This window comes from Streptomyces sp. ADI95-17, from assembly GCF_003846175.1.
GTDB classification, from domain to species: domain Bacteria; phylum Actinomycetota; class Actinomycetes; order Streptomycetales; family Streptomycetaceae; genus Streptomyces; species Streptomyces sanglieri.
On the sequence record NZ_ML123047.1, the window covers coordinates 376923 to 395223 of the forward strand.

12 protein-coding genes are annotated in these 18301 nt (G+C 72.4%); 7 read left to right on the forward strand and 5 right to left on the reverse strand.

Translation table 11 applies throughout. The annotated features are described in order from the left end of the window. Positions 1-3: 3 nt before the first annotated feature. Positions 4-522: a BlaI/MecI/CopY family transcriptional regulator gene (locus EES42_RS20700; protein WP_124719737.1), complete on the reverse strand. Its 519-nt coding sequence runs from the start codon at positions 520-522 to the stop codon at positions 4-6. 161 nt (positions 523-683) lie between these two features. Here EES42_RS20700 and EES42_RS20705 point away from each other — a divergent pair, with 161 nt between their 5' ends. Further along, positions 684-1139, forward strand: coding sequence for a tellurite resistance TerB family protein (locus EES42_RS20705; protein ID WP_093899464.1), 456 nt, complete (start codon positions 684-686; stop codon positions 1137-1139). Between the two features lie 214 nt (positions 1140-1353). Here the strand turns inward: EES42_RS20705 and EES42_RS20710 are convergent, their stop codons facing one another. Further along, complete coding sequence (locus EES42_RS20710) at positions 1354-2424, reverse strand: PucR family transcriptional regulator (RefSeq protein ID WP_124719738.1); 1071 nt, start codon at positions 2422-2424, stop codon at positions 1354-1356. Between the two features lie 263 nt (positions 2425-2687). Here EES42_RS20710 and EES42_RS20715 point away from each other — a divergent pair, with 263 nt between their 5' ends. From EES42_RS20715 to EES42_RS20735, 5 genes are all read left to right on the forward strand, one after another. Then, positions 2688-3353 carry a hypothetical protein gene (locus EES42_RS20715; protein ID WP_124719739.1) on the forward strand — a complete coding sequence of 222 codons (666 nt, stop codon included), beginning with the start codon at positions 2688-2690 and terminating at the stop codon, positions 3351-3353. Positions 3354-3533: 180 nt separating this feature from the next. Next, positions 3534-5660, forward strand: coding sequence for a flotillin family protein (locus EES42_RS20720; RefSeq protein ID WP_124719740.1), 2127 nt, complete (start codon positions 3534-3536; stop codon positions 5658-5660). 106 nt (positions 5661-5766) lie between these two features. Beyond that, the gene (locus tag EES42_RS20725) at positions 5767-10722 is read left to right on the forward strand and encodes a DNA repair ATPase (protein ID WP_124719741.1); all 4956 of its coding nucleotides are present in this window, start codon (positions 5767-5769) and stop codon (positions 10720-10722) included. A 30-nt stretch (positions 10723-10752) separates the two neighbouring features. Then, positions 10753-12744, forward strand: a complete 1992-nt coding sequence (locus EES42_RS20730) for a potassium channel family protein (RefSeq protein ID WP_124719742.1) — start codon at positions 10753-10755, stop codon at positions 12742-12744. Between the two features lie 189 nt (positions 12745-12933). Further along, positions 12934-13503 (forward strand): 3'-5' exonuclease, encoded by a 570-nt coding sequence (locus EES42_RS20735; RefSeq protein WP_124719743.1) that lies wholly within the window; start codon positions 12934-12936, stop codon positions 13501-13503. Between the two features lie 87 nt (positions 13504-13590). On the opposite strand, the gene EES42_RS20740 is transcribed toward EES42_RS20735, so the two are convergent. After that, on the reverse strand, positions 13591-14307 hold the full coding sequence (locus EES42_RS20740; protein ID WP_241196530.1) for a TetR/AcrR family transcriptional regulator C-terminal domain-containing protein: 717 nt from the start codon (positions 14305-14307) through the stop codon (positions 13591-13593). Between the two features lie 209 nt (positions 14308-14516). Between EES42_RS20740 and EES42_RS20745 the strand changes: the two genes are divergently transcribed. Further along, positions 14517-16121 carry a CocE/NonD family hydrolase gene (locus EES42_RS20745; RefSeq protein WP_124720155.1) on the forward strand — a complete coding sequence of 535 codons (1605 nt, stop codon included), beginning with the start codon at positions 14517-14519 and terminating at the stop codon, positions 16119-16121. Between the two features lie 75 nt (positions 16122-16196). Here EES42_RS20745 and trpS read toward each other — a convergent pair whose 3' ends face one another. Both trpS and EES42_RS20755 read right to left on the reverse strand, forming a co-directional pair. Further along, positions 16197-17243, reverse strand: coding sequence for a tryptophan--tRNA ligase (gene trpS / locus EES42_RS20750; RefSeq protein WP_124719745.1), 1047 nt, complete (start codon positions 17241-17243; stop codon positions 16197-16199). 176 nt (positions 17244-17419) lie between these two features. Further along, positions 17420-17803 carry an ATP-binding protein gene (locus EES42_RS20755; protein WP_124720156.1) on the reverse strand — a complete coding sequence of 128 codons (384 nt, stop codon included), beginning with the start codon at positions 17801-17803 and terminating at the stop codon, positions 17420-17422. Positions 17804-18301 lie beyond the last annotated feature (498 nt).

The following is an 18301-nucleotide window of genomic DNA, read 5'->3' on the forward strand; positions in this document are numbered from 1 at the left end:
GGGCTACAGGCCTTCCGTGTCACGGGGGTCGACCGGATCGTCCGGGGCGGCCGCCCGCGCGAGCAGGGCGCGCAGGCGTTCCTCGTCCCCGGGGGAGAGGGCCGAGATGAAGCGGGCGAGCACGGCGTCGCGGTCGCGTTCGCCGTCCAGCACCCGGCGCATCCGCAGGGCGGCGAGACCGGCCTCGTCGGAGGCGGACGTCCAGGTGTAGGAGCGGCCCTCGCGGGACCGGGTCACGGCCTTCTTCTCGTAGAGGCGGGAGAGGATCGTGATGACGGTGGTGTAAGCGAGGTCGCCTTCGAGGTGCTCCTGGACCCAGCCGGCCGTCGCGGGGCCGTTCGCCGAGTGCAGCACGGCGAGGACCTGGGCCTCCAGTTCGCCCTGCCCGCGTCTGCGCAGCCGCCGGCTTCCGGGACGTTCACCGCCGGGGCGCGCCGGGCCGGGCAGTGGTTCCGCGTGGCCGGGCACTCCGTCGCGTGGTGGTTCGTTGTCCGGGTGGTGGCCGGGCCTGGCCGGGTCCATCAGGGGTCCGCCCTTCTGCGATGCCGCGTCGGCCGCGGCGTCGCAGCATCCTACTTACCGCCGTTTCCGGAACACAGCAACCGCCCCTGCTGCTAACTTCTACACGTCTGTAGAGTTGGATTACATCCGGCAACGCAACGCAAGCAACGTATGGAGACGTCATGGCACTGTGGGATCGGATCAAGGAATCCGCCTCGTCGATGCAGTCGCAGCTGGAAGCCAAGAAGAACGACCTGAAGAGCGGGGCGTTCCGCGACGCGAGCATGGCGATGTGCGCCCTTGTCGCCGCTGCCGACGGTTCCATCGACCCGTCCGAGCGCCAGCGCGTCGCCTCGCTGATCGCCTCCAACGAGGTCCTGCAGAACTTCCCGGCGGACGACCTCCAGCGCCGCTTCAACGACTACGTGAACAAGCTCACCGCCGACTTCGCCTTCGGCAAGGTCAGCGTGCTCCAGGAGATCGGCAAGGCGAAGAAGAAGCCCGCCGAGGCCCGTGCCGTCATCCAGATCGGCATCGTCATCGGCGGCGCCGACGGCGACTTCGACAAGTCGGAGCAGGCCGTCGTGCGCGAGGCGTGCTTCGCGCTCGACCTCCCGCCGCACGAGTTCGACCTGTAGGTCTCCCCCTGTCCGCCGGACCGGCACCGCCCGGTCCGGCGTCCCGGACCGCCGGAACAAGCGCCGCCGACTGACCACCGGCCGGCGCCCGGCAGGCCGGGGATGCGCTACTCCCCCTTTGCGCATCCCCGGCCACCCTTTTCTCCGGACCCGGCCGCCCTCTCCGGGTCCCGCCGTCGGATCCCGTCCGGCCCCGCCGGGCCCCGCGGCCGGGTCACACCTCCTTGGCCGGCCAGTCCAGCAGCCGTGCGCCGATGACCGCTGTCTGCAGGGTGTAGCGGTGCACCGGGTCGGACGGATCCGAACCGGTCAGCTGATGGATCCGCTCCAGCCGGTAGGTCAACGCCCGTACGCTCAGCGACAGCCGACGGGCCGTCTCCGCGGCCACGCAGCCCGCGTCGAAGTAGACGGCGAGCGTCTTCAGCAGGGGTTCGGCACCACCGCGGGCCTGCTGGAGCGGGCCCAGCTCGCTGCGGACCAGATCGGCCATCGCCTGCCGGTCGCGGGTCAGCACCGGATAGACCAGCAGATCCGCGGCGTACAGCACGGGATCCTCCAGATCCAGCCGCTCCGCGAGCTCCAGCGCCTCCAGCGCCTCGTCGTAGGAATGGACCACGCCGCCGGGCCCGTGGTGCGGACGCCCCACCGCGACCCGGCCGCCGTCCGTCGCCGCGTGCGACTGCTTGGCGAAGTACCGCAGGACGTCGGGCTGGCTGCCGGGGGCGATGCAGACCAGCCGCCCGTCCTTCGTCGTGAGCAGGATCTTCCGGCCGCCGAACCGGGCGAGCAGCGCCGCCTCGACCGTGCGCGGCACGGAGTCGGTCTCCGTGTACGCCTCCGGGCCCGTCGCCACCGCCACCGCGTGCGCGCGGGAGAGCCGCAGCCCGAACCGGGTGGCCCGCTCGGCGAGCCGCCCCAGATCGCTGCGCCCGTACAACAGGTCGTCGATGAACTCGCGCCGGGCCGCCTCCTCGCGCCGCACCGTGATCCGCTGGGCCCGCTCGAAGCCGTCCGCGAAGGCGTCCACGGCCTGCTCGACGGCGGCCAGCACCGAATCCGTGGCCGCCCCGTCGGCCGCGGCGGCGAGGGGCCAGGCGGTGCGGGTCGCCGCGATGTGACGGACGACCAGGGCGCGCAGCTGGAATCCGGACTCGGCGGCCTCCCGGCCCAGCAGGCGGCGGTCGTCCAGCTCGTCCCGGGTGAGCCGGCGTCCGGTGGCGGCCACATCGGCCAGGATGCGGTCATATCCCGCCAGAAGCTCATCGGGGATCTCCGGCTCCGGCACGCGTTCTCCTCACAATCCTGTCGCGACGTTGACACTCACCCAACGCATACCGCCCGGTGCCGGTGCCCGGCATCAAGGACGAGCAAAGATTGCCGGGCTCCGGCAATGCGATCTCATGCCCACGAATGACACGATCCGGTCAGCACCAACCGGGGGAACACGGGGGACACGGGGGAAACGACCCGGCTGCTGCGGCACCGCGCCACGCGGTGCCGCAGCACCGGAGTCACCACCGGCCGCCCGGCAGCAGAAGGGGTGGACGGATGCAGGAGTTCCTGAGCGCAGCGACCGCCTTTCCCGCCGTTCTGTTCGGCGCCGCGCTGGCCGTCGTCGTCCTCTTCTGGCTCCTGGTGCTGGCCGGTGCGGCCGACCACCACTCCTTCGACGGCGACATCGACACCGACCTGGCCGGGATCGGCGGGGTGCCGGTCACCGTCTCGGTGTCCGTGATGGTCGTCGTCGGCTGGTTCACCAGCCTCACCGGTACGGTCCTGGTGCACCGCAGCGGTACCACCGGTCTCACCCGGGCCGCGCTCGCCTGTGGCGTGTTCGCCGGAGCGCTGCTGCTCGGATGGGCCGTGCTGCGGATCCTGGTGCGCTGCTTCCGCCGCAGCTTCCCCGACGAACCTCCTCCGTCGCGGCAGGACTTCCTGGGCCGGGTCTGCACGGTCCGTACCGGTTCCGTCAGTTCCGACTTCGGCCAGGCCGAGGTCACCGCGGACGACGGCTCCACCGCGATCGTGCAGGTCAGGCTGCTCGCTCCGACGGACGGTCCGGTCCTCGCCGCGGGCAGTGCGGGACTTCTGTACGCGTACGACGACGAGGGCGAGTTCTTCTGGGTCTCGCCCTACGACAAGGCCCTGGACCCGGGCCCGCCGGCGCCGCGACCACCCTCGGGCACGCGCCGCACCCCGCGCCGCACCGGCTGACCGTCCGGGTCGCGCGGGCCGGCGCAGGCCGCCCGGACCGTCCGTCGCACCGCCGTCGTGCGCCAGATCGCCCCCGTCGGGACGCGCCCGCGGGCCGTTCGCCGCCGGGACGCCCGCTGCCGGGACCGCCGCGCCCCTCCTCTTCCTTCACCACCTTCCTCACCAGCCGCAAGGACTGTCATGGATGCCATCACCCTGGGCTTCGGTGTGCTCGTAGCCGTCGTTCTGCTCATCGCCGTAGCCCTGCTCCTCGTCGTCAGCCGGCTCTTCCGCAAGGTCGAGCAGGGCAAGGCGCTGATCATCTCCAAGACCAAGAAGGTCGATGTCACCTTCACCGGGGCCGTCGTCCTGCCGGTCCTGCACAAGGCCGAGACCATGGACATCTCGGTGAAGACCATCGAGATCCGCCGCACCGGGCGCGAGGGCCTGATCTGCCAGGACAACATCCGCGCCGACATCCACATCAACTTCTTCGTGCGGGTCAACAAGACCGTCGAGGACGTCATCAAGGTCGCCCAGTCCATCGGTACGGAGCGGGCCAGCGACAAGGTGGCGATCCAGGAGTTCTTCGGCGCGAAGTTCGCCGAGGCGCTCAAGACGGTCGGCAAGCAGCTGGACTTCGTCGATCTGTACACCAAGCGCGAGGAGTTCCGGGACCGGATCATCCGGGTCATCGGCACCGACCTGAACGGCTACCACCTCGACGACGCCGCGATCGACTTCCTTGAGCAGACGCCGATGACGCAGCTCGACGGCGCCAACATCCTGGACGCGCAGGGCATCCGCAAGATCACCGAGCTGACGGCGATCGAGCACGTGCGCACCAACGAGTTCCAGCGCACCGAGCAGAAGGAGATCACCCGGCAGGACGTCGACGCCCGGGAGACCATCCTGGAGCTGGAGCGCCGGCAGGCCGAGGCCGAGATCAAGCAGCGCCGCGAGGTCGAGACGCTGCGGGCCCGCGAGGAGGCCGCGACCGCCAAGGTCCAGGAGGAGGAACGGCTCGGCGCCCAGGCCGCGTTCATCCGTACCGAGGAGCAGCTCGGCATCCAGCGGGAGAACCAGGCGCGGGAGATCGCCGTCGCGCAGAAGAACCGTGAGCGGGTCATCGCGGTGGAGAACGAGCGCATCGAGAAGGACCGGCTGATCGAGGTCATCGGGCGCGAGCGGCAGACCGAGCTGGACCGGATCGCCGCGACGAAGGAGGTCGAGGCCGAGCGCCGTGACGTCGCCGATGTGATCCGGGAGCGGATCGCGGTGGACCGCACGGTCGCCGAGCAGGAGGAGTCCATCAAGACGCTGCGGGCCGTCGAGGAGTCGGAGCGCACCCGCAGGTCGGTCATCATCGCCGCCGAGGCGGAGGCCCAGGAGAAGCTGGTCAAGGACATCAAGGCCGCCGAGGCGGCCGAGGCCGCGGCCACCCACCTGGCCGCCGAGCAGCTGACGCTCGCCGAGGCCCGGCTGAAGACCGCGGACCTGGACGCCCAGGCGAAGCTGCGGCTGGCCGAGGGCATCCAGGCGGAGTCCGCGGCGCCCGGCCTCGCCGAGATCCAGGTGCGTGAGGCGGAGGCCGATGTCATCGAGAAGGCCGGTCTCGCCGAGGCCGAGGCCACGTCCGCCCGGCTCAAGGCCGAGGCCGAGGGGGCCAGGCTCAAGGCGCTCGCGACGGCCGAGGGCACCCAGGCCCAGGCGACGGCCGACGCGGCGATGATCGGCGAGAAGCTGAAGGCCGAGGCCGCGGGCCTCACCGAGAAGGCGGCCGCGATGGCGGCGCTGGACGACGCCTCGCGCGGACACGAGGAGTACCGGCTGCGGCTCGCCGCGGAGAAGGAGATCCGGCTGGCCGGCCTCGACGTGCAGCGTCAGGTCGCCGAGGCGCAGGCCACGGTGCTGGCCACGGGCCTGGAGAACGCCGACATCGACATCGTCGGCGGGGAGTCGGTCTTCTTCGACCGGCTGGTCTCGGCCGTCTCGATGGGCAAGAGCTTCGACGGATTCGTGGAGAACTCGGACACCGCGAAGGCTCTCGCGGGTCCGTGGCTGAACGGCAGCTCGTCGTTCACCGACGACCTGACCCGGGTGCTCGGCTCGGTGTCCACGAGCGATGTGCAGAACCTGACAGTATCCGCGCTGCTGATGCGGATGATGCGGTCGCCGGGAGCCGGGGTCGCTCCGGGGCAGATCCAGCAGCTCCTGTCCGCCGCGAAGGAGCTGGGGCTGGCCGACATGCCGGTCTCGGCGGTGACGGGGACGGCGGACGCCACCTCCGTACCGGTCTCGCGGAACGGGTCCGCGCCGGTCGCGTAAGGGCTGCCCGCAGGACGGAACCGGGCCCGTCCGGCGGCCGCACCGCACCGGCCGCCGGACGGGCGCACCACACAGCTCGCAACAGCTCGCAGGGAGAGTCGTACGCATGGACACCGACACCACGACCGCAGCGCCCACCGGCGGCCCCGTGGACGCGGGGACGTACGACGTACTGCGCCGCCGGCTCGGCGACCGGGCCGCCGAGCTGGCGCGCCGGGCCGAGGAGCTGAACACCCGCCGCACCGAGGAGTTCGGCTCGACCGAGCTCCGGCTCACCGGCACCGAACGGATCCGCACCGGACAGCCGGCCGTCCCCCGCGACCTGGTGGCCGTCGGCGGGCAGCTGCTGTTCGGCTTCGAACGCGGCCCGGGGGCACCGGACCCGGCCGAGGTGGCCGACGTACTCGCCCTGTACGGACCGGAGTTGACGGATCCGGTCCAGGGCGGGCCGATCGCCGACGAGGACTTCGTACGCGAGTTCACCGCGCTGCACCGCTACTACCGCGACGCCCGGCTGCTGCGGCTGCGCCTGGTGGACGGGAAGCTGCTCGCCGTCTTCCGTACCGGCGAGAGCGCGGACGGCATCAGGGTGCTGCGCTGGGCGCTCGCCCCGGACGGCTCGCCGGGCGCGTTCCTCGACGCGCGCGGCGACCGCGACCACGTCTTCCCGCCCTCGCACGACTTCACCTGGACCGCCGCCGGCCGCGAGTCGCACGTACTGGGGCGGCATCCGCACATCGCGGTGGGCGGGGACGGCCCGGACAGCGCCGCGCTCTACGTCGACACCCTCGGCGGCACCCTCACCGTCAAGACGGTCAACGACACCGACACCCCGGACGGGATCTACCGGGAGCCGGTCGCCGAGCCCCTCCAGTCGCTGGCCGACGCGGAGGTCGAGCACGCCACGATCGGGCCGCTGGTCCTGCTCCGGGTACGCCCGTACAACGAGGAGTCCTGGCGGTACCTGGTCTTCAACACACTGCTCGGCACCGTGCTGCGGCTCGACGGCATCGGGCCGGCCTGCCACAGGCTGCCGGAGGACCAGGGAATCATCTTCCCCGGCGGCTACTACCTCACCACCGGCACTGCCAAGACCTTCGACATCGCCGAACCGCTCACCGACCCGGTCTTCGAGGGCGCGGTCCGCTCCCCGAACGGCGAGGACGTCCTCTACGTCTTCCGCTCCCCCGACGACGGCCGGGGCCTGCTGCTGCCCTACAACCTGATCCGGCAGGAGGTCGCCACCCCGCTCCAGGGCCGTGGCCACGCCCTGCTCGACGACGGCACCCTCGTCCTGCTGCGCACCGGCGCCACCGGCGACGAACCGGCCCGGGTCCACCCCTTGCAGCGCTGGCGGACCCCGTACGTCTCCGACACCCACGCGGCCGCCCGCCCCGCCGGGACCGGCCCGCTCGCCCGGGTCGGCAACGCCGATCTGGTGCGCGGGATCTCCGACTGTCTGGCGCTGGCGCACAGCGCCGCCGAGACCACGCCGACCGCCGCCGTGTACGCGCAACTGGTCACGGACTGCACCCGGGCCACCGACCGCTACCACTGGCTGACCGACACCGAACTGGGCGAGCTCGCCGCCCCGTTGGCGGAGCTCAGGGCCACCGCCGAGCAGGTCCTGACCGAGTTCGAGACCGTACGGGAGCTGACCCGGCAGGCCGCCGACGCACTGGACGAGACGGCCGACCGGCTCACCGCGCTCGTCCGCCGCATCCGGGGCGAGGCTCCCCGCTCGGCCGCCGCCTGGGTCGAACAGCTCACCGAACTGCGCCGGACCCACGGTCACTTGGCGACGCTCGCCGAAATGCGGTACGCCGACACCGGGCGCATCGAAGAGCTCTCCGCCGCGACCGCCGCCGACCTCGAATCGGCCGGCCGGCGCGCCGTCGCGTTCCTCGGCCGGGACGACTCCTTCGCCGGCTACCACGAGGACATCGCCCGGCTCACCGCCGAGGCGTCCGGGCTCGCCACCGTCGCGGACACGGCGGCGCTCGGTGACCGGTTGAGCGAGATGACGGACGGGCTGAGCACCGTCACGGAGGTCGTCACCGGTCTCGACATCGGGGACACCACGGTGCGCACGTCGATCCTGGAGCGGATCGCCGAGGTGCTCGGCGGGGTGAACCGGGCCCGCGCCACCCTCGAAGCCCGCCGCCGCGAGCTCCTCGACCACGAGGGCCGCGCCGAGTTCGCCGCCGAGTTCGCCCTGCTCGGGCAGGCCGTCACCGGGGCGATCGCCGCCGCCGACACCCCGGACGCCTGTGACGACCAACTTTCCAAGTTGCTGCTCCAGCTGGAAAACCTGGAGTCGCGGTTCGCGGAGTTCGACGACTTCCTGGCCGAGCTGGCCGAGCGCCGGACGGAGGTGTACGAGGCGTTCTCGGCCCGCAAGCAGACCCTCCAGGACGCCCGTGCCCGGCGCGCCGAGCGGCTGGCCCAGTCGGCGGCCCGGGTCCTGGAGACGGTCTCCCGGCGGCTGTCCGCGCTGGACGACCTGGACGCCGTGAACACCTTCCTGGCCTCCGACCCGATGGCCGCCAGGATCCGCCGCACCGCCGACGAGCTGCGCGAACTCGGCGATCCGGTGCGGGCCGAGGAGCTCGACGGGCAGCTGCTGGCCGCCCGCCAGGAGGCCGGGCGGGCGCTGCGCGACCGCAGTGAGCTGTACGCGGACGGCGGCGCCACGATCCGGCTGGGCCGGCACCGGTTCGCGGTGAACACCCAGCCCTTCGATCTGACGCTCGTCCCGCACGGGGACCGGCTGGCGTTCGCCCTCACCGGCACCGACTACCGGGCGCCGGTCACCGACCCGGAGTTCGAGGCGACCCGCCCGTACTGGGAGCAGACCCTCCCCTCGGAGTCCCCGCAGGTCTACCGGTCCGAGCACCTGGCCGCCCGGCTCCTGGACGAGCGGGGCGCGGACACCCTGGCCGCGCTCGATGCGGACCAACTCGCGGCACTCGTAAGGGAGTCGGCAGCCACCGCGTACGACGAGGGCTATCAGCGCGGCGTCCACGACGAGGACGCCACCGCGATCCTCACCGCCCTGCTGCGGCTGCACGCCGGGGCCGGCCTGCTGCGCCGCCCGCCCGCCGTCCGGGCAACCGCTCAACTCTTCTGGGCGTACGGCACGGACGAGGCGCGGCGCACCTCCTGGACCCGGCGGGCCCGTTCGCTGGCCCGCGCCCGCGAGACCTTCGGCCTGACCCCGGCCGTCGACGCCCTCCAGGAGGAGTGGGCGGCCGTCATCGGGGGCGAGGACCCGGCCGCCGTCGCCGAGTACCTCTTCGAGGAGCTGACCAGCGGCCCGGAAGGATTCGTCACCAGCGCCGCCGTCCGCACCTTCCTGGACAAGTTCCGGCGCACGACGGGGACTTCGGCGTACGACGAGGATCTCGCCGCGCTGGGCGACGACCTTCCGGCCCGCCGCCAGCTCGTCGAGGGCTGGCTCGCCCCGTACGCCGCCGCGAGCGGCGGCGGGATCGACGCGGGCGATCTCGCGGAGGCCGTGGCCGTGGAGCTCTGCCCGGATCCGGTGCTCGGCCGGTACGACTGCGAGGCACCGCTGACCGCACGGGTGGAGGGGCTGCTCGGCACCCACCCGCGCGTCGAACGGGGCACGCTGACCGTCCGGATCGACGAACTCCTCGCCCGCACGGCCGAGTTCCGGGCCTCGACCGTCCCCGGGTTCCGCGCCTACCAACGCCGGCGCACCGCGCTGGTGAACGCCGAGCGGGCCCGGCTGCGGCTGGACGACCACCGGCCGCGCGTCATGTCGGCGTTCGTCCGCAACCGGCTGCTGGACGAGGTGTACCTGCCGCTGATCGGGGACAGCCTCGCCAAGCAGCTCGGCACCGCCGACGCCGACCGGCGCACCGACTCGCAGGGCCTGCTGCTGCTGGTGTCGCCGCCCGGCTACGGCAAGACGACGCTGATGGAGTACGTCGCCGACCGGCTCGGCCTGGTACTCGTCAAGATCAGCGGCCCGAACCTGGGCCACGACGTGACCTCGCTCGACCCGGCCCAGGCCCGCACCGCGACCGCCCGCCAGGAGATCGAGAAGATCAACTTCGCGCTGGAGTCCGGCAACAACACGCTCCTCTACCTGGACGACATCCAGCACACCTCGCCGGAACTGCTCCAGAAGTTCATCCCGCTCTGCGACGCCACCCGCCGGATCGAGGGCGTGCGGGACGGCGAGCCGCGCAGCCACGACCTGCGGGGCAAGCGGTTCGCGGTGTGCATGGCCGGCAATCCGTACACGGAGTCGGGCGAGCGGTTCCGGATCCCGGACATGCTCGCCAACCGGGCCGACGTGTGGAACCTCGGCGAGGTGCTGAGCGGCCGCGAGGACGTCTTCGCGCTGAGCTTCGTCGAGAACGCGCTGACCGCCAACCCGGTGCTGGCGCCGCTCGCCGGGCGCTCCCGCGCGGACCTCGCCCTGTTCGTACGGCTGGCCTCCGGCGACGGCTCGGCGCGCACGGACCGGCCGGAACACCCGTACACACCCGCCGAGGTGGACCGGATCGTCGCGGTGCTGCGCCATCTGCTGACCGCCCGCGACACCGTCCTGGCCGTGAACGCCGCGTACATCGCGTCGGCCGCGCAGACCGACACGACACGCACCGAGCCGCCGTTCCGGCTCCAGGGCTCGTACCGCAACATGAACAAGATCGCCGAACGGATCGTGCCGGTGATGAACGAAGCGGAGCTGTCCGACGTCATCGACGACCACTACACGGGCGAGGCCCAGACGCTGACCAGCGGCGCGGAGTCGAACCTGCTGAAGCTGGCCGCGCTGCGCGGCCGGCTCACCCCCGAACAGTCCGCGCGCTGGTCCGCGATCACCGCCTCCTACGTCCGCACGCAGGCCCTCGGCGGCCCGGACGGCGACCCGATGACCCGGGCCGTCGCCGCGCTGGGGCTGCTCGCGGACCGGGTCGCGGCGGTCGAGTCGGCGATCGTCCGGGTCGCGGACCCGCGCCATCTGCTCACCAACCCGCAGGCCCGGCACCTGGCTTCCCCGCCCGCCGGACCGTCAGAGGATCACTGACGGCCCGCTCGTACAGGAAAGGAACAAGGCATGCTGGGTCACGTGCCCCCACTTCCCCAGCAGCCCCAACGTTCCCCGTTCAGCGGACACATGGTCGTCTGCGGCGACGACGCGCTGGCCCGCCGGCTCGCCGTCGAGCTGCGTTACGTGTACGGGGAGCGGGTCACCCTCGTCCTGCCGCCCGGCCGCGACGCCCGCGCCCCCGAACTCCCGCTGACGGGACGGGGTCTGGCGTCCGCGCTGTTCGGCCGGATGTCGTCGGCGATGACCCGCAACGGCGGCAGCGGCGGCGGGGCCGACTCGCTGGGGGACGACACCAACGCCGGGGTCGACCCGGTCCGCGTCCTGGCGGCGGCGGAGCCGTCCGACGAGGCGTTCGAGGAGGCGGGCGTCGCCTCGGCCGCCGCCCTGGCCCTGGTGTACGACGACGACGAGCGCAACATCCGCGCCGCGCTGACCGCCCGCCGCCTCAACCCCCGCCTCCGGCTGGTCATCCGGCTCTACAACCGCAAGCTGGGCCAGCACCTGGAGACACTCCTCGACCAGGCCGCCGCCGTCGCCGCGCCCGGCCTGGACCGGGCCGCCCTGGACGCCTCCACCACCGTCCTCTCCGACGCCGACACCGCCGCCCCCGCCCTCGCGGCCACCGTCCTCACCGGCTCCAGCAAGGTCATCCAGGCGGAGGGCCTGCTGCTGCGCGCCGCCGAACGCACCCCGCCCGGGGGCGGCCAGATCGCCGACCCCGGCCTGTGCACCCTCGCGCTGCTCTCCTCCACCACCCACGACCCGGCGGGCACCGAGGGCTCCGACAGCAGCGGCGACGAGGGCCCCCGGCTGCTGCCCGACGAACGGCAGGTGGCCGCCGCGACGGGCCGGGGCACGGTGGTCCTGGAGGCGGTCAGCCAGGCCGGGCCGGCCGGACCGCCGCCCCGGATGGGCGGCCGGGGCGCACCGCTCGGCCAGGTCTTCTCGCGGCGGCTGCGCTGGTCGGCGCTGGGCGTCGGCCTGGCCGTGCTGGGCCTCGCCATCGCCTCCACGCTCACCACCGGCGACGACCCCCTGCACGCCACCTACCTCACCCTGCTCGACCTCTTCGCGATGGGCGACCCCGCGATCGGCGAGAAGACGGCCCGCCAGATCATCCAGATCCTCTCCGGCGTGGCCGGTCTGATGCTGCTCCCGCTCCTGGTCGCGGGCGTCCTGGAGGCCTTCGGTTCGCTCCGCACGGCCTCCTCCCTGCGCCGCCCGCCACGCGGCCTGTCCGGCCATGTGGTGCTGCTCGGCCTCGGCAAGATCGGCACCCGGGTCCTCGTCCGGCTGCGTGAACTCGGCATCCCCGTGGTGTGCGTGGAGGACGACCCGGACGCGCGCGGCATCCCGGTCGCCCGCCGGCTGCACGTACCGGTGGTCCTCGGCGACGTCACCCAGGAAGGCGTGCTGGAGGCGGCGAAGATCCAGCGCTCCCGCGCGCTGCTCGCCCTGACCAGCGCCGACACCACCAACCTGGAGGCGGCCCTCTACGCCCGCTCGGTCAAGCCGGACCTGCGGGTGGCACTGCGGCTGTACGACGACGAGTTCGCCACCGCCGTCTACCGCACCCTGCGCACCGCCCACCCCCAGGCCGTGACCCGCTCCCGCTCCGTCTCCCATCTGGCCGCCCCGGCCTTCGCGGTGGCCATGATGGGCCGTCAGATCCTGGGCGCGATCCCGGTGGAGCGCAAGGTGATGCTGTTCGCGGCGGTGGAGGTGGCCGGCCACCGGCAGTTGGAGGGCCACACGGTGGAGCAGGCGTTCCGGGCGGGCGCCTGGCGGGTCCTGGCCCTGGACGCCACCCCGCCCGGCGACCGCCGTCCGGACCTGGCCGCCCCGTCCCCCGCCGCCCCGGACCACCCGTCCGGCCTGGTCTGGGACCTGCACCCCGGGTACGTACTGCGCCCCGAGGACCGCGTGGTGATCGCCGCCACCCGCCGGGGCCTGGCCGAACTGCTGCGGGGACGGCGCCGGGTGTCCCCGGGGGCCTGAGAAGCCCGCGCGAGCCTGGTCGGCTCAACTGCAGCTGCCCATAACGTTGTTCACGACGATGCGGACCGTCATCACCGGCCGTGTCACCACCCTGGCCCTGGCAGGCACTCTCGGAGTCGGGGCCGTGGCCTGCACAGCGGCGGCCGAAATCCCAGTGCCCCCAACCCCACCCGCCCCTACCCTGCTCCCATGGACACCGACTCCCCCGACCTCCTCAACGTGATCGACATCGAGGCGACCTGCTGGGACGGCCAGCCGCCCCCGGGTGCGGTCAGCGAGATCATCGAGATCGGGCTGACGGTGCTCGACCTGCGCGCGGCGGAGAGGCTCGCCCGCCACCGGATCCTGGTCCGGCCCGCCCGGTCCACGGTCAGCGCCTTCTGCACCGAGCTGACCGGTCTCACCCAGGCCGAGGTGGACACGGGCGTGTCCTTCGCCGAGGCCTGCCGGCTGCTGGCGTCGGAGCACCGGGCGGGCATACGTCCCTGGGCGAGCTGGGGCGACTACGACCGCAACCAGTTCACCCGCCAGTGCCGGGCGACCGGCACCCGGTACCCCTTCGGCCACCGCCACACCAACGCCAAGATCCCCTTCACCGCCGCCCACGGCCTGCGCAAGCGCCCCGGCATGGCCCAGGCCCTGGAGATCGCCGGCCTCCCCCTGGAGGGCCGCCACCACAGCGGCGCCGACGACGCGTGGAACATCGCGGCGCTGATCCTGGACGTCGCGGCCCGGGGCGCCTGGCCCGACACCCCCTGACGGAACAAGGGGCAAGGAGGTGAAACCTTCCGCGCCCACCGCGCCTCCCGCAGGCATGCGGACGGCCGGGCTCGCGGGTGCGCGGCATCAGCCGGCGTCGAGACCGTCGATCAGGCGGCCCAGGAACCGGGCGAAGGTGGCTTCGGCGGTGAGCGGGCGTCCGGGGGCGGCGAGGACTTCGGCGAGTTCCGGGTGGCGGCCGTCGGCGGCGACAGCGGCGAGGTAGCGGGCCTCGGCCGCGCCCCGGTCCGGAGACCGTGCGGCTGCGGCCTGCGTGATCTCGTGAGCGACGTGTCCGGCCACGAACGCGGTCAGCTGGGCGAAGACCTCCAGCTTCGCAGCACCGTCCAGCCCGGTGGGCCGCAAGGCGGCGAGCGCATGCTCCAGGAAGGCCAGCGTGTTGGGGCCCGGAACGCGACGGGTGGACAGAGCGGCGGGCAGCCAGGGGTGCCGCAGCATATGGGCGCGCTGCAGATGGGCGATCGTCTTCAGATCCGTACGCCAGTCACCACTGGGCGGGTCCGCGGCCGTGAGTTCGCCGCTGACGTGGTCGACCATCAGCTCCAGCAGGGTCTCCTTGTCGGGGGCGTAGCTGTAGAGCGACATGACGCCGGCTCCGACCTGGGCCGCCACCCGCCGCATGGTGACCGCTTCGATGCCTTCGGCGTCCGCCATGGCGACGGCCGCCGCGACGATCCCCTCCCGGCTGAAGGAGGGCTTGCGGCCCCGGCGGGGCTCGGTGGGACGCAACCAGAGCTGTTCGGGATCGACGCCCGCGGCTCCTGGCCTTTCGTCATGGGGCACGGTCTCCCGCTCCTTCCCCGAGCTGTTGAGGCGGCCCTGCTGTTGAGGCGGCTCTGTTGTTGAGGCTCCTGCGGAGTTCATCCAAGCATCCTCTATTCTCGTACACTGTACGGAATAAAGGAGGAGCGATGCCACCACGCATGCCCGACACCACAGCCGGACCCGCCTGGGTGCCACCCGCCGGAAAGCCTCCGCTGTCCTCACGGATGATGAGGGCGACCTGGCGAGGACTGCCGGCGAAACGGCACGAGGTCGGGTGGGAACCGGGGCTGACGGTGCCGGCCGCCGACGGAAGCCCGCTGATCACGGACCACTACTTCCCGCGTGCGGAGGGCGACTTCCCCACCCTCCTGGTCCGCTCTCCTTATGGCCGCGGTCTGCCGTGGTCTCCCCAGTACGGCCTGCTCTTCGCCGAACAGGGCTTTCACGTGGTCCTGCAGAGCTGCCGAGGCACCGGTGGTTCGGGAGGCGCGTTCGACCTGTGGCACAACGAGGCCGCCGACGGGCAGGCCACGGTGTCATGGCTGCGCGAGCAGCCCTGGTTCAACGGAACACTGGGCACCGTCGGTCCCAGTTACCTGGGCTACACGCAGTGGGCCCTTGCCCTGGACCCGCCGCCGGAACTGAAGGCAATGGTGGTGCAGGTGGGCCTGCACGATCCCTACGCCCTGTTCCACGCGGACGGTGCGCTGCGCCTGGAGAACGCCCTCGCCGTCGGTATGGGCATGACCTACCAGCACCAGGGCATGGGGCCGTTCCTCAAGGCGACGCTGCGCCTTCAGCGCCGCCTGCGCGACGCCACCACCGCGCGGCCCCTGCGCGGGGCGTACGTGTCCGCCCTCGGGGGCGAGGTGCCCTGGCTGGACGCCGTGATGACGCACCCCGACCCCAAGGACACGTTCTGGCGCGGCGCGTCGTCGGCGGAGGCGGCAGAGCGGCTCCGGGTGCCCACGGCTCTGATCACCGGATGGCACGACGCGCTGGTCGACCAGACCTTCGAGCAGTACGACCGGCTGCGTCGGGGCGGGTGCGAGACCGCTCTGCTCGTCGGCCCCTGGACCCACACCTCCGCCCTGCAACAGGGCTGGCCCGAGGTGTTCGCCGAGAGCCTCGCCTGGCTGCGCGCCCACCTGTGCGCCGACCCCGCCGGCCTGCGCCCGACCGCGGTGCGCGTGCACATCGGCGGCGAATCCGCCTGGCGCGACCTCGACGAATGGCCGCCGGCCGCGGCCGCCGCCCCGTGGTCTCCCGCCCCGGGCGGTCATCTCACCCAGCAGGCCCCCACGGACTCCGCACCCGTGGCGTCGTTCCGCTACGACCCGGCCGACCCCACACCGTCCCTCGGCGGCCCGCTGCTCTCCCGCACCGCCGGCGCACGCGACAACAGCACCCTGGAAGCCCGGGACGACGTCCTGACATTCACCGGCCCCCCACTGACCGAGCCGCTGGACATCCTGGGCCCGGTCTCCGCCCGGCTGAGCGTCTCCACGGACACCGGCCACGCCGATGTCTTCACCCGCCTGTGCGACGTGGACCCACAGGGCCGCTCCGTCAACGTCTGTGACGGACTGGGGCGGCTTCGGACGGCTGAAGACGTTCCCTCGCAGGTCACAGTGGCGATGAGCGCCACCGCCCATCGCTTCGCCGTCGGTCACCGCATACGCTGGCAGATCAGCGGAGGCGCCCATCCGCGCTACGCCCGGCATCCCGGCACCGGGGAGCCGTCCGTGGACGCCACCGCCTTCGCGCCGGTGCGCATCACGCTCCACACGGACTCGGCGTTGACGCTTCCCCGCAGCTCCGGGCTCACCTGATTCCGCAGGGATGACGGGCCGGGCCACCAGGCCCGGCCCGCTCGCCCGGACCCCGAGGTCAAAGACCGATCCTGATCACGTCCCCATCACCCCACGCACCTCGTCCAGCGTCGCCGTCGCGAACTCGTTGGCGCGCTCGTTCCCGGCGCGGAGCACCGACCGTACGTACCCCATGTCCCGCGCGTACTCCGCCCGCCGGGCCCGGATCGGCGCCATCCGGCTGTTGACGGCCTCGGTCACGGTCCGCTTGAGCACGGCCGCACCGCCCCCGCCGATCTCCTCGGCCACGGCATGCGGGTCCCGGTCCAGACAGAGCGCCGCCAGCAGCACCAGCGAGGACACCCCGGGCCGGTTCTCGGGGTCGTACGTGATGTGCCGCTCGGCATCCGTCCTCGCCCCCTTGATCAGCCGGGCGGTCTCGTCCGCGTCGGCGCCCAGCGCGATGGAGTTCCCCCGGCTCTTGCTCATCTTGGTGCCGTCGGTGCCGAGCAGGAGCGGCGCGTCGGAGAGCAGCGCGTCCGGCTCCGGGAAGACCGCCCCGTACCGCTCGTTGAAGCGCCGGGCGACAATCCGTGTGACTTCTAGGTGCGGCAACTGGTCCTGCCCGACCGGCACCAGGTTCCCCTTGCAGAACAGGATGTCGGCGGCCTGGTGCACGGGATACGTGAACATCAGCCCGCTGACGGCCGACTGCCGGGAGTGCGCGATCTCGTCCTTGACGGTGGGATTGCGGTTCAGCTCGGCGACGGAGACCAGGCTCAGGAACGGCAGCATCAGCTGATTGAGCGCGGGTACGGCGCTGTGGTTGAAGACCGTCGAGCGTGCCGGGTCGATCCCGACGGCCAGGTAGTCCAGCAGCATCCCCTCCATGTACTCGCCGAGCCGGTCGGCGACGTCCCGGTCGGTGAGCACCTGGTAGTCCGCGATGATCACGAACACATCCACCCCGAGCTCCTGGAGCCGCACCCGGTTGTGGAGCGTGCCGAAGTAGTGCCCGAGGTGCAGGGGCCCGGTGGGCCGGTCCCCGGTCATCACCCGGAACTTCTCCGGGGCCTGCCTGATCCGCGCTTCCAGGTCGGCGGTGGTCGCGGTGGCTGCGGCTGTGGCAGTCGCTGTGCTCATTGGGTCTCTCTCCTCGCGATGGTGGTTGCGTGGAGGACGGCCCGCCGTGACCACCGGCATCCGTACCCGTACGAGGGCAACGAAAAGGGCCGTCCATATCGAACGGCCCTGATTCCGTGCAGAGGGAGGCGGCCGCTCCTAGAAGGAGCGCCACCAGTTTCGGCACAGTACGGAGGTCATGACCCGAGCGTAACCGAACCGAACTCCGCCCACACGACCTTTCCCGGCCCGCGCCGCGCCCCGTACCCCCACCGGTCCGCCAACGCACCCACCAGCACGAGCCCCCGCCCGCCACACGCACCGGGCTCCGGCTCGCGCGCCTCCGGCGGCGCGTCCGAGGCATCGTGCACCTCGATCCGCACCCCGTCGCCCAGCGGCCAGAACCGGGTCTCGATCTCCCGCCCCGGCGAGACCCGGGCATGCCGCCCCGCATTGGTCAGCAACTCCGACAGCACGAGCACGGCGGACTCCTCCCACTCCGAGAGCCCCCACCCCGCGAGCGCGGAACGCAACTCCGCCCGGGCCAGCGATACGCAACGCGGGTGCCGACTCCAACGCATCACGACAGCGCGGTCCGCCGCCCCACTCACCGGCCCACCACCCCACCGAGAACCGGGCTCGGCCCCGCCTCGATCCCCTGCTGAGCCAGCCACCACGCCCGCCGCCGCTCCCGCCGGAACCGGTTCTCGGCACGCTCCCAGCGGGCGAACTCAGCTTTCTGAAAGCTCAGTTGCGACCTCGGACGGACCGGGAAACAGGGCCGCACGAGCCCACTTCCCCGCTGTTCCCCGCGCGGACGTCGGGTTAAGAGGCACCGGAGTGATCCGAGAAATCGGACGATAAGGTTCAACACGTTGACGCTCCTTCGCAAGCGTTGGCCATGCCCCCGGACCGGTAGGACGGTCGCGGGGGTCCTTGCTGAGGCAGCACAAACCACCCCAACGACCCTGCTGTGATCACCGCGCCACAGAGGGTGACTGCGCGTTCAGCATGCTCTTGCCCACGCTAAAAATGCAAGGATTGCGTACTACTACCATGCGTTCGAGGTGACTTGAGGC

Excerpts from the sequence above, each read along its gene's own strand:
- EES42_RS20700 (WP_124719737.1), bottom strand. The coding sequence starts at position 522 with ATGGACCCGGCCAGGCCCGGCCACCACCCGGACAACGAACCACCACGC.
- EES42_RS20705 (WP_093899464.1), top strand. The coding sequence starts at position 684 with ATGGCACTGTGGGATCGGATCAAGGAATCCGCCTCGTCGATGCAGTCG.
- EES42_RS20715 (WP_124719739.1), top strand. The coding sequence starts at position 2,688 with ATGCAGGAGTTCCTGAGCGCAGCGACCGCCTTTCCCGCCGTTCTGTTC.
- EES42_RS20720 (WP_124719740.1), top strand. The coding sequence starts at position 3,534 with ATGGATGCCATCACCCTGGGCTTCGGTGTGCTCGTAGCCGTCGTTCTG.
- EES42_RS20725 (WP_124719741.1), top strand. The coding sequence starts at position 5,767 with ATGGACACCGACACCACGACCGCAGCGCCCACCGGCGGCCCCGTGGAC.
- EES42_RS20730 (WP_124719742.1), top strand. The coding sequence starts at position 10,753 with ATGCTGGGTCACGTGCCCCCACTTCCCCAGCAGCCCCAACGTTCCCCG.
- EES42_RS20735 (WP_124719743.1), top strand. The coding sequence starts at position 12,934 with ATGGACACCGACTCCCCCGACCTCCTCAACGTGATCGACATCGAGGCG.
- EES42_RS20745 (WP_124720155.1), top strand. The coding sequence starts at position 14,517 with ATGAGGGCGACCTGGCGAGGACTGCCGGCGAAACGGCACGAGGTCGGG.
- trpS (WP_124719745.1), bottom strand. The coding sequence starts at position 17,243 with ATGAGCACAGCGACTGCCACAGCCGCAGCCACCGCGACCACCGCCGAC.
- EES42_RS20755 (WP_124720156.1), bottom strand. The coding sequence starts at position 17,803 with ATGCGTTGGAGTCGGCACCCGCGTTGCGTATCGCTGGCCCGGGCGGAG.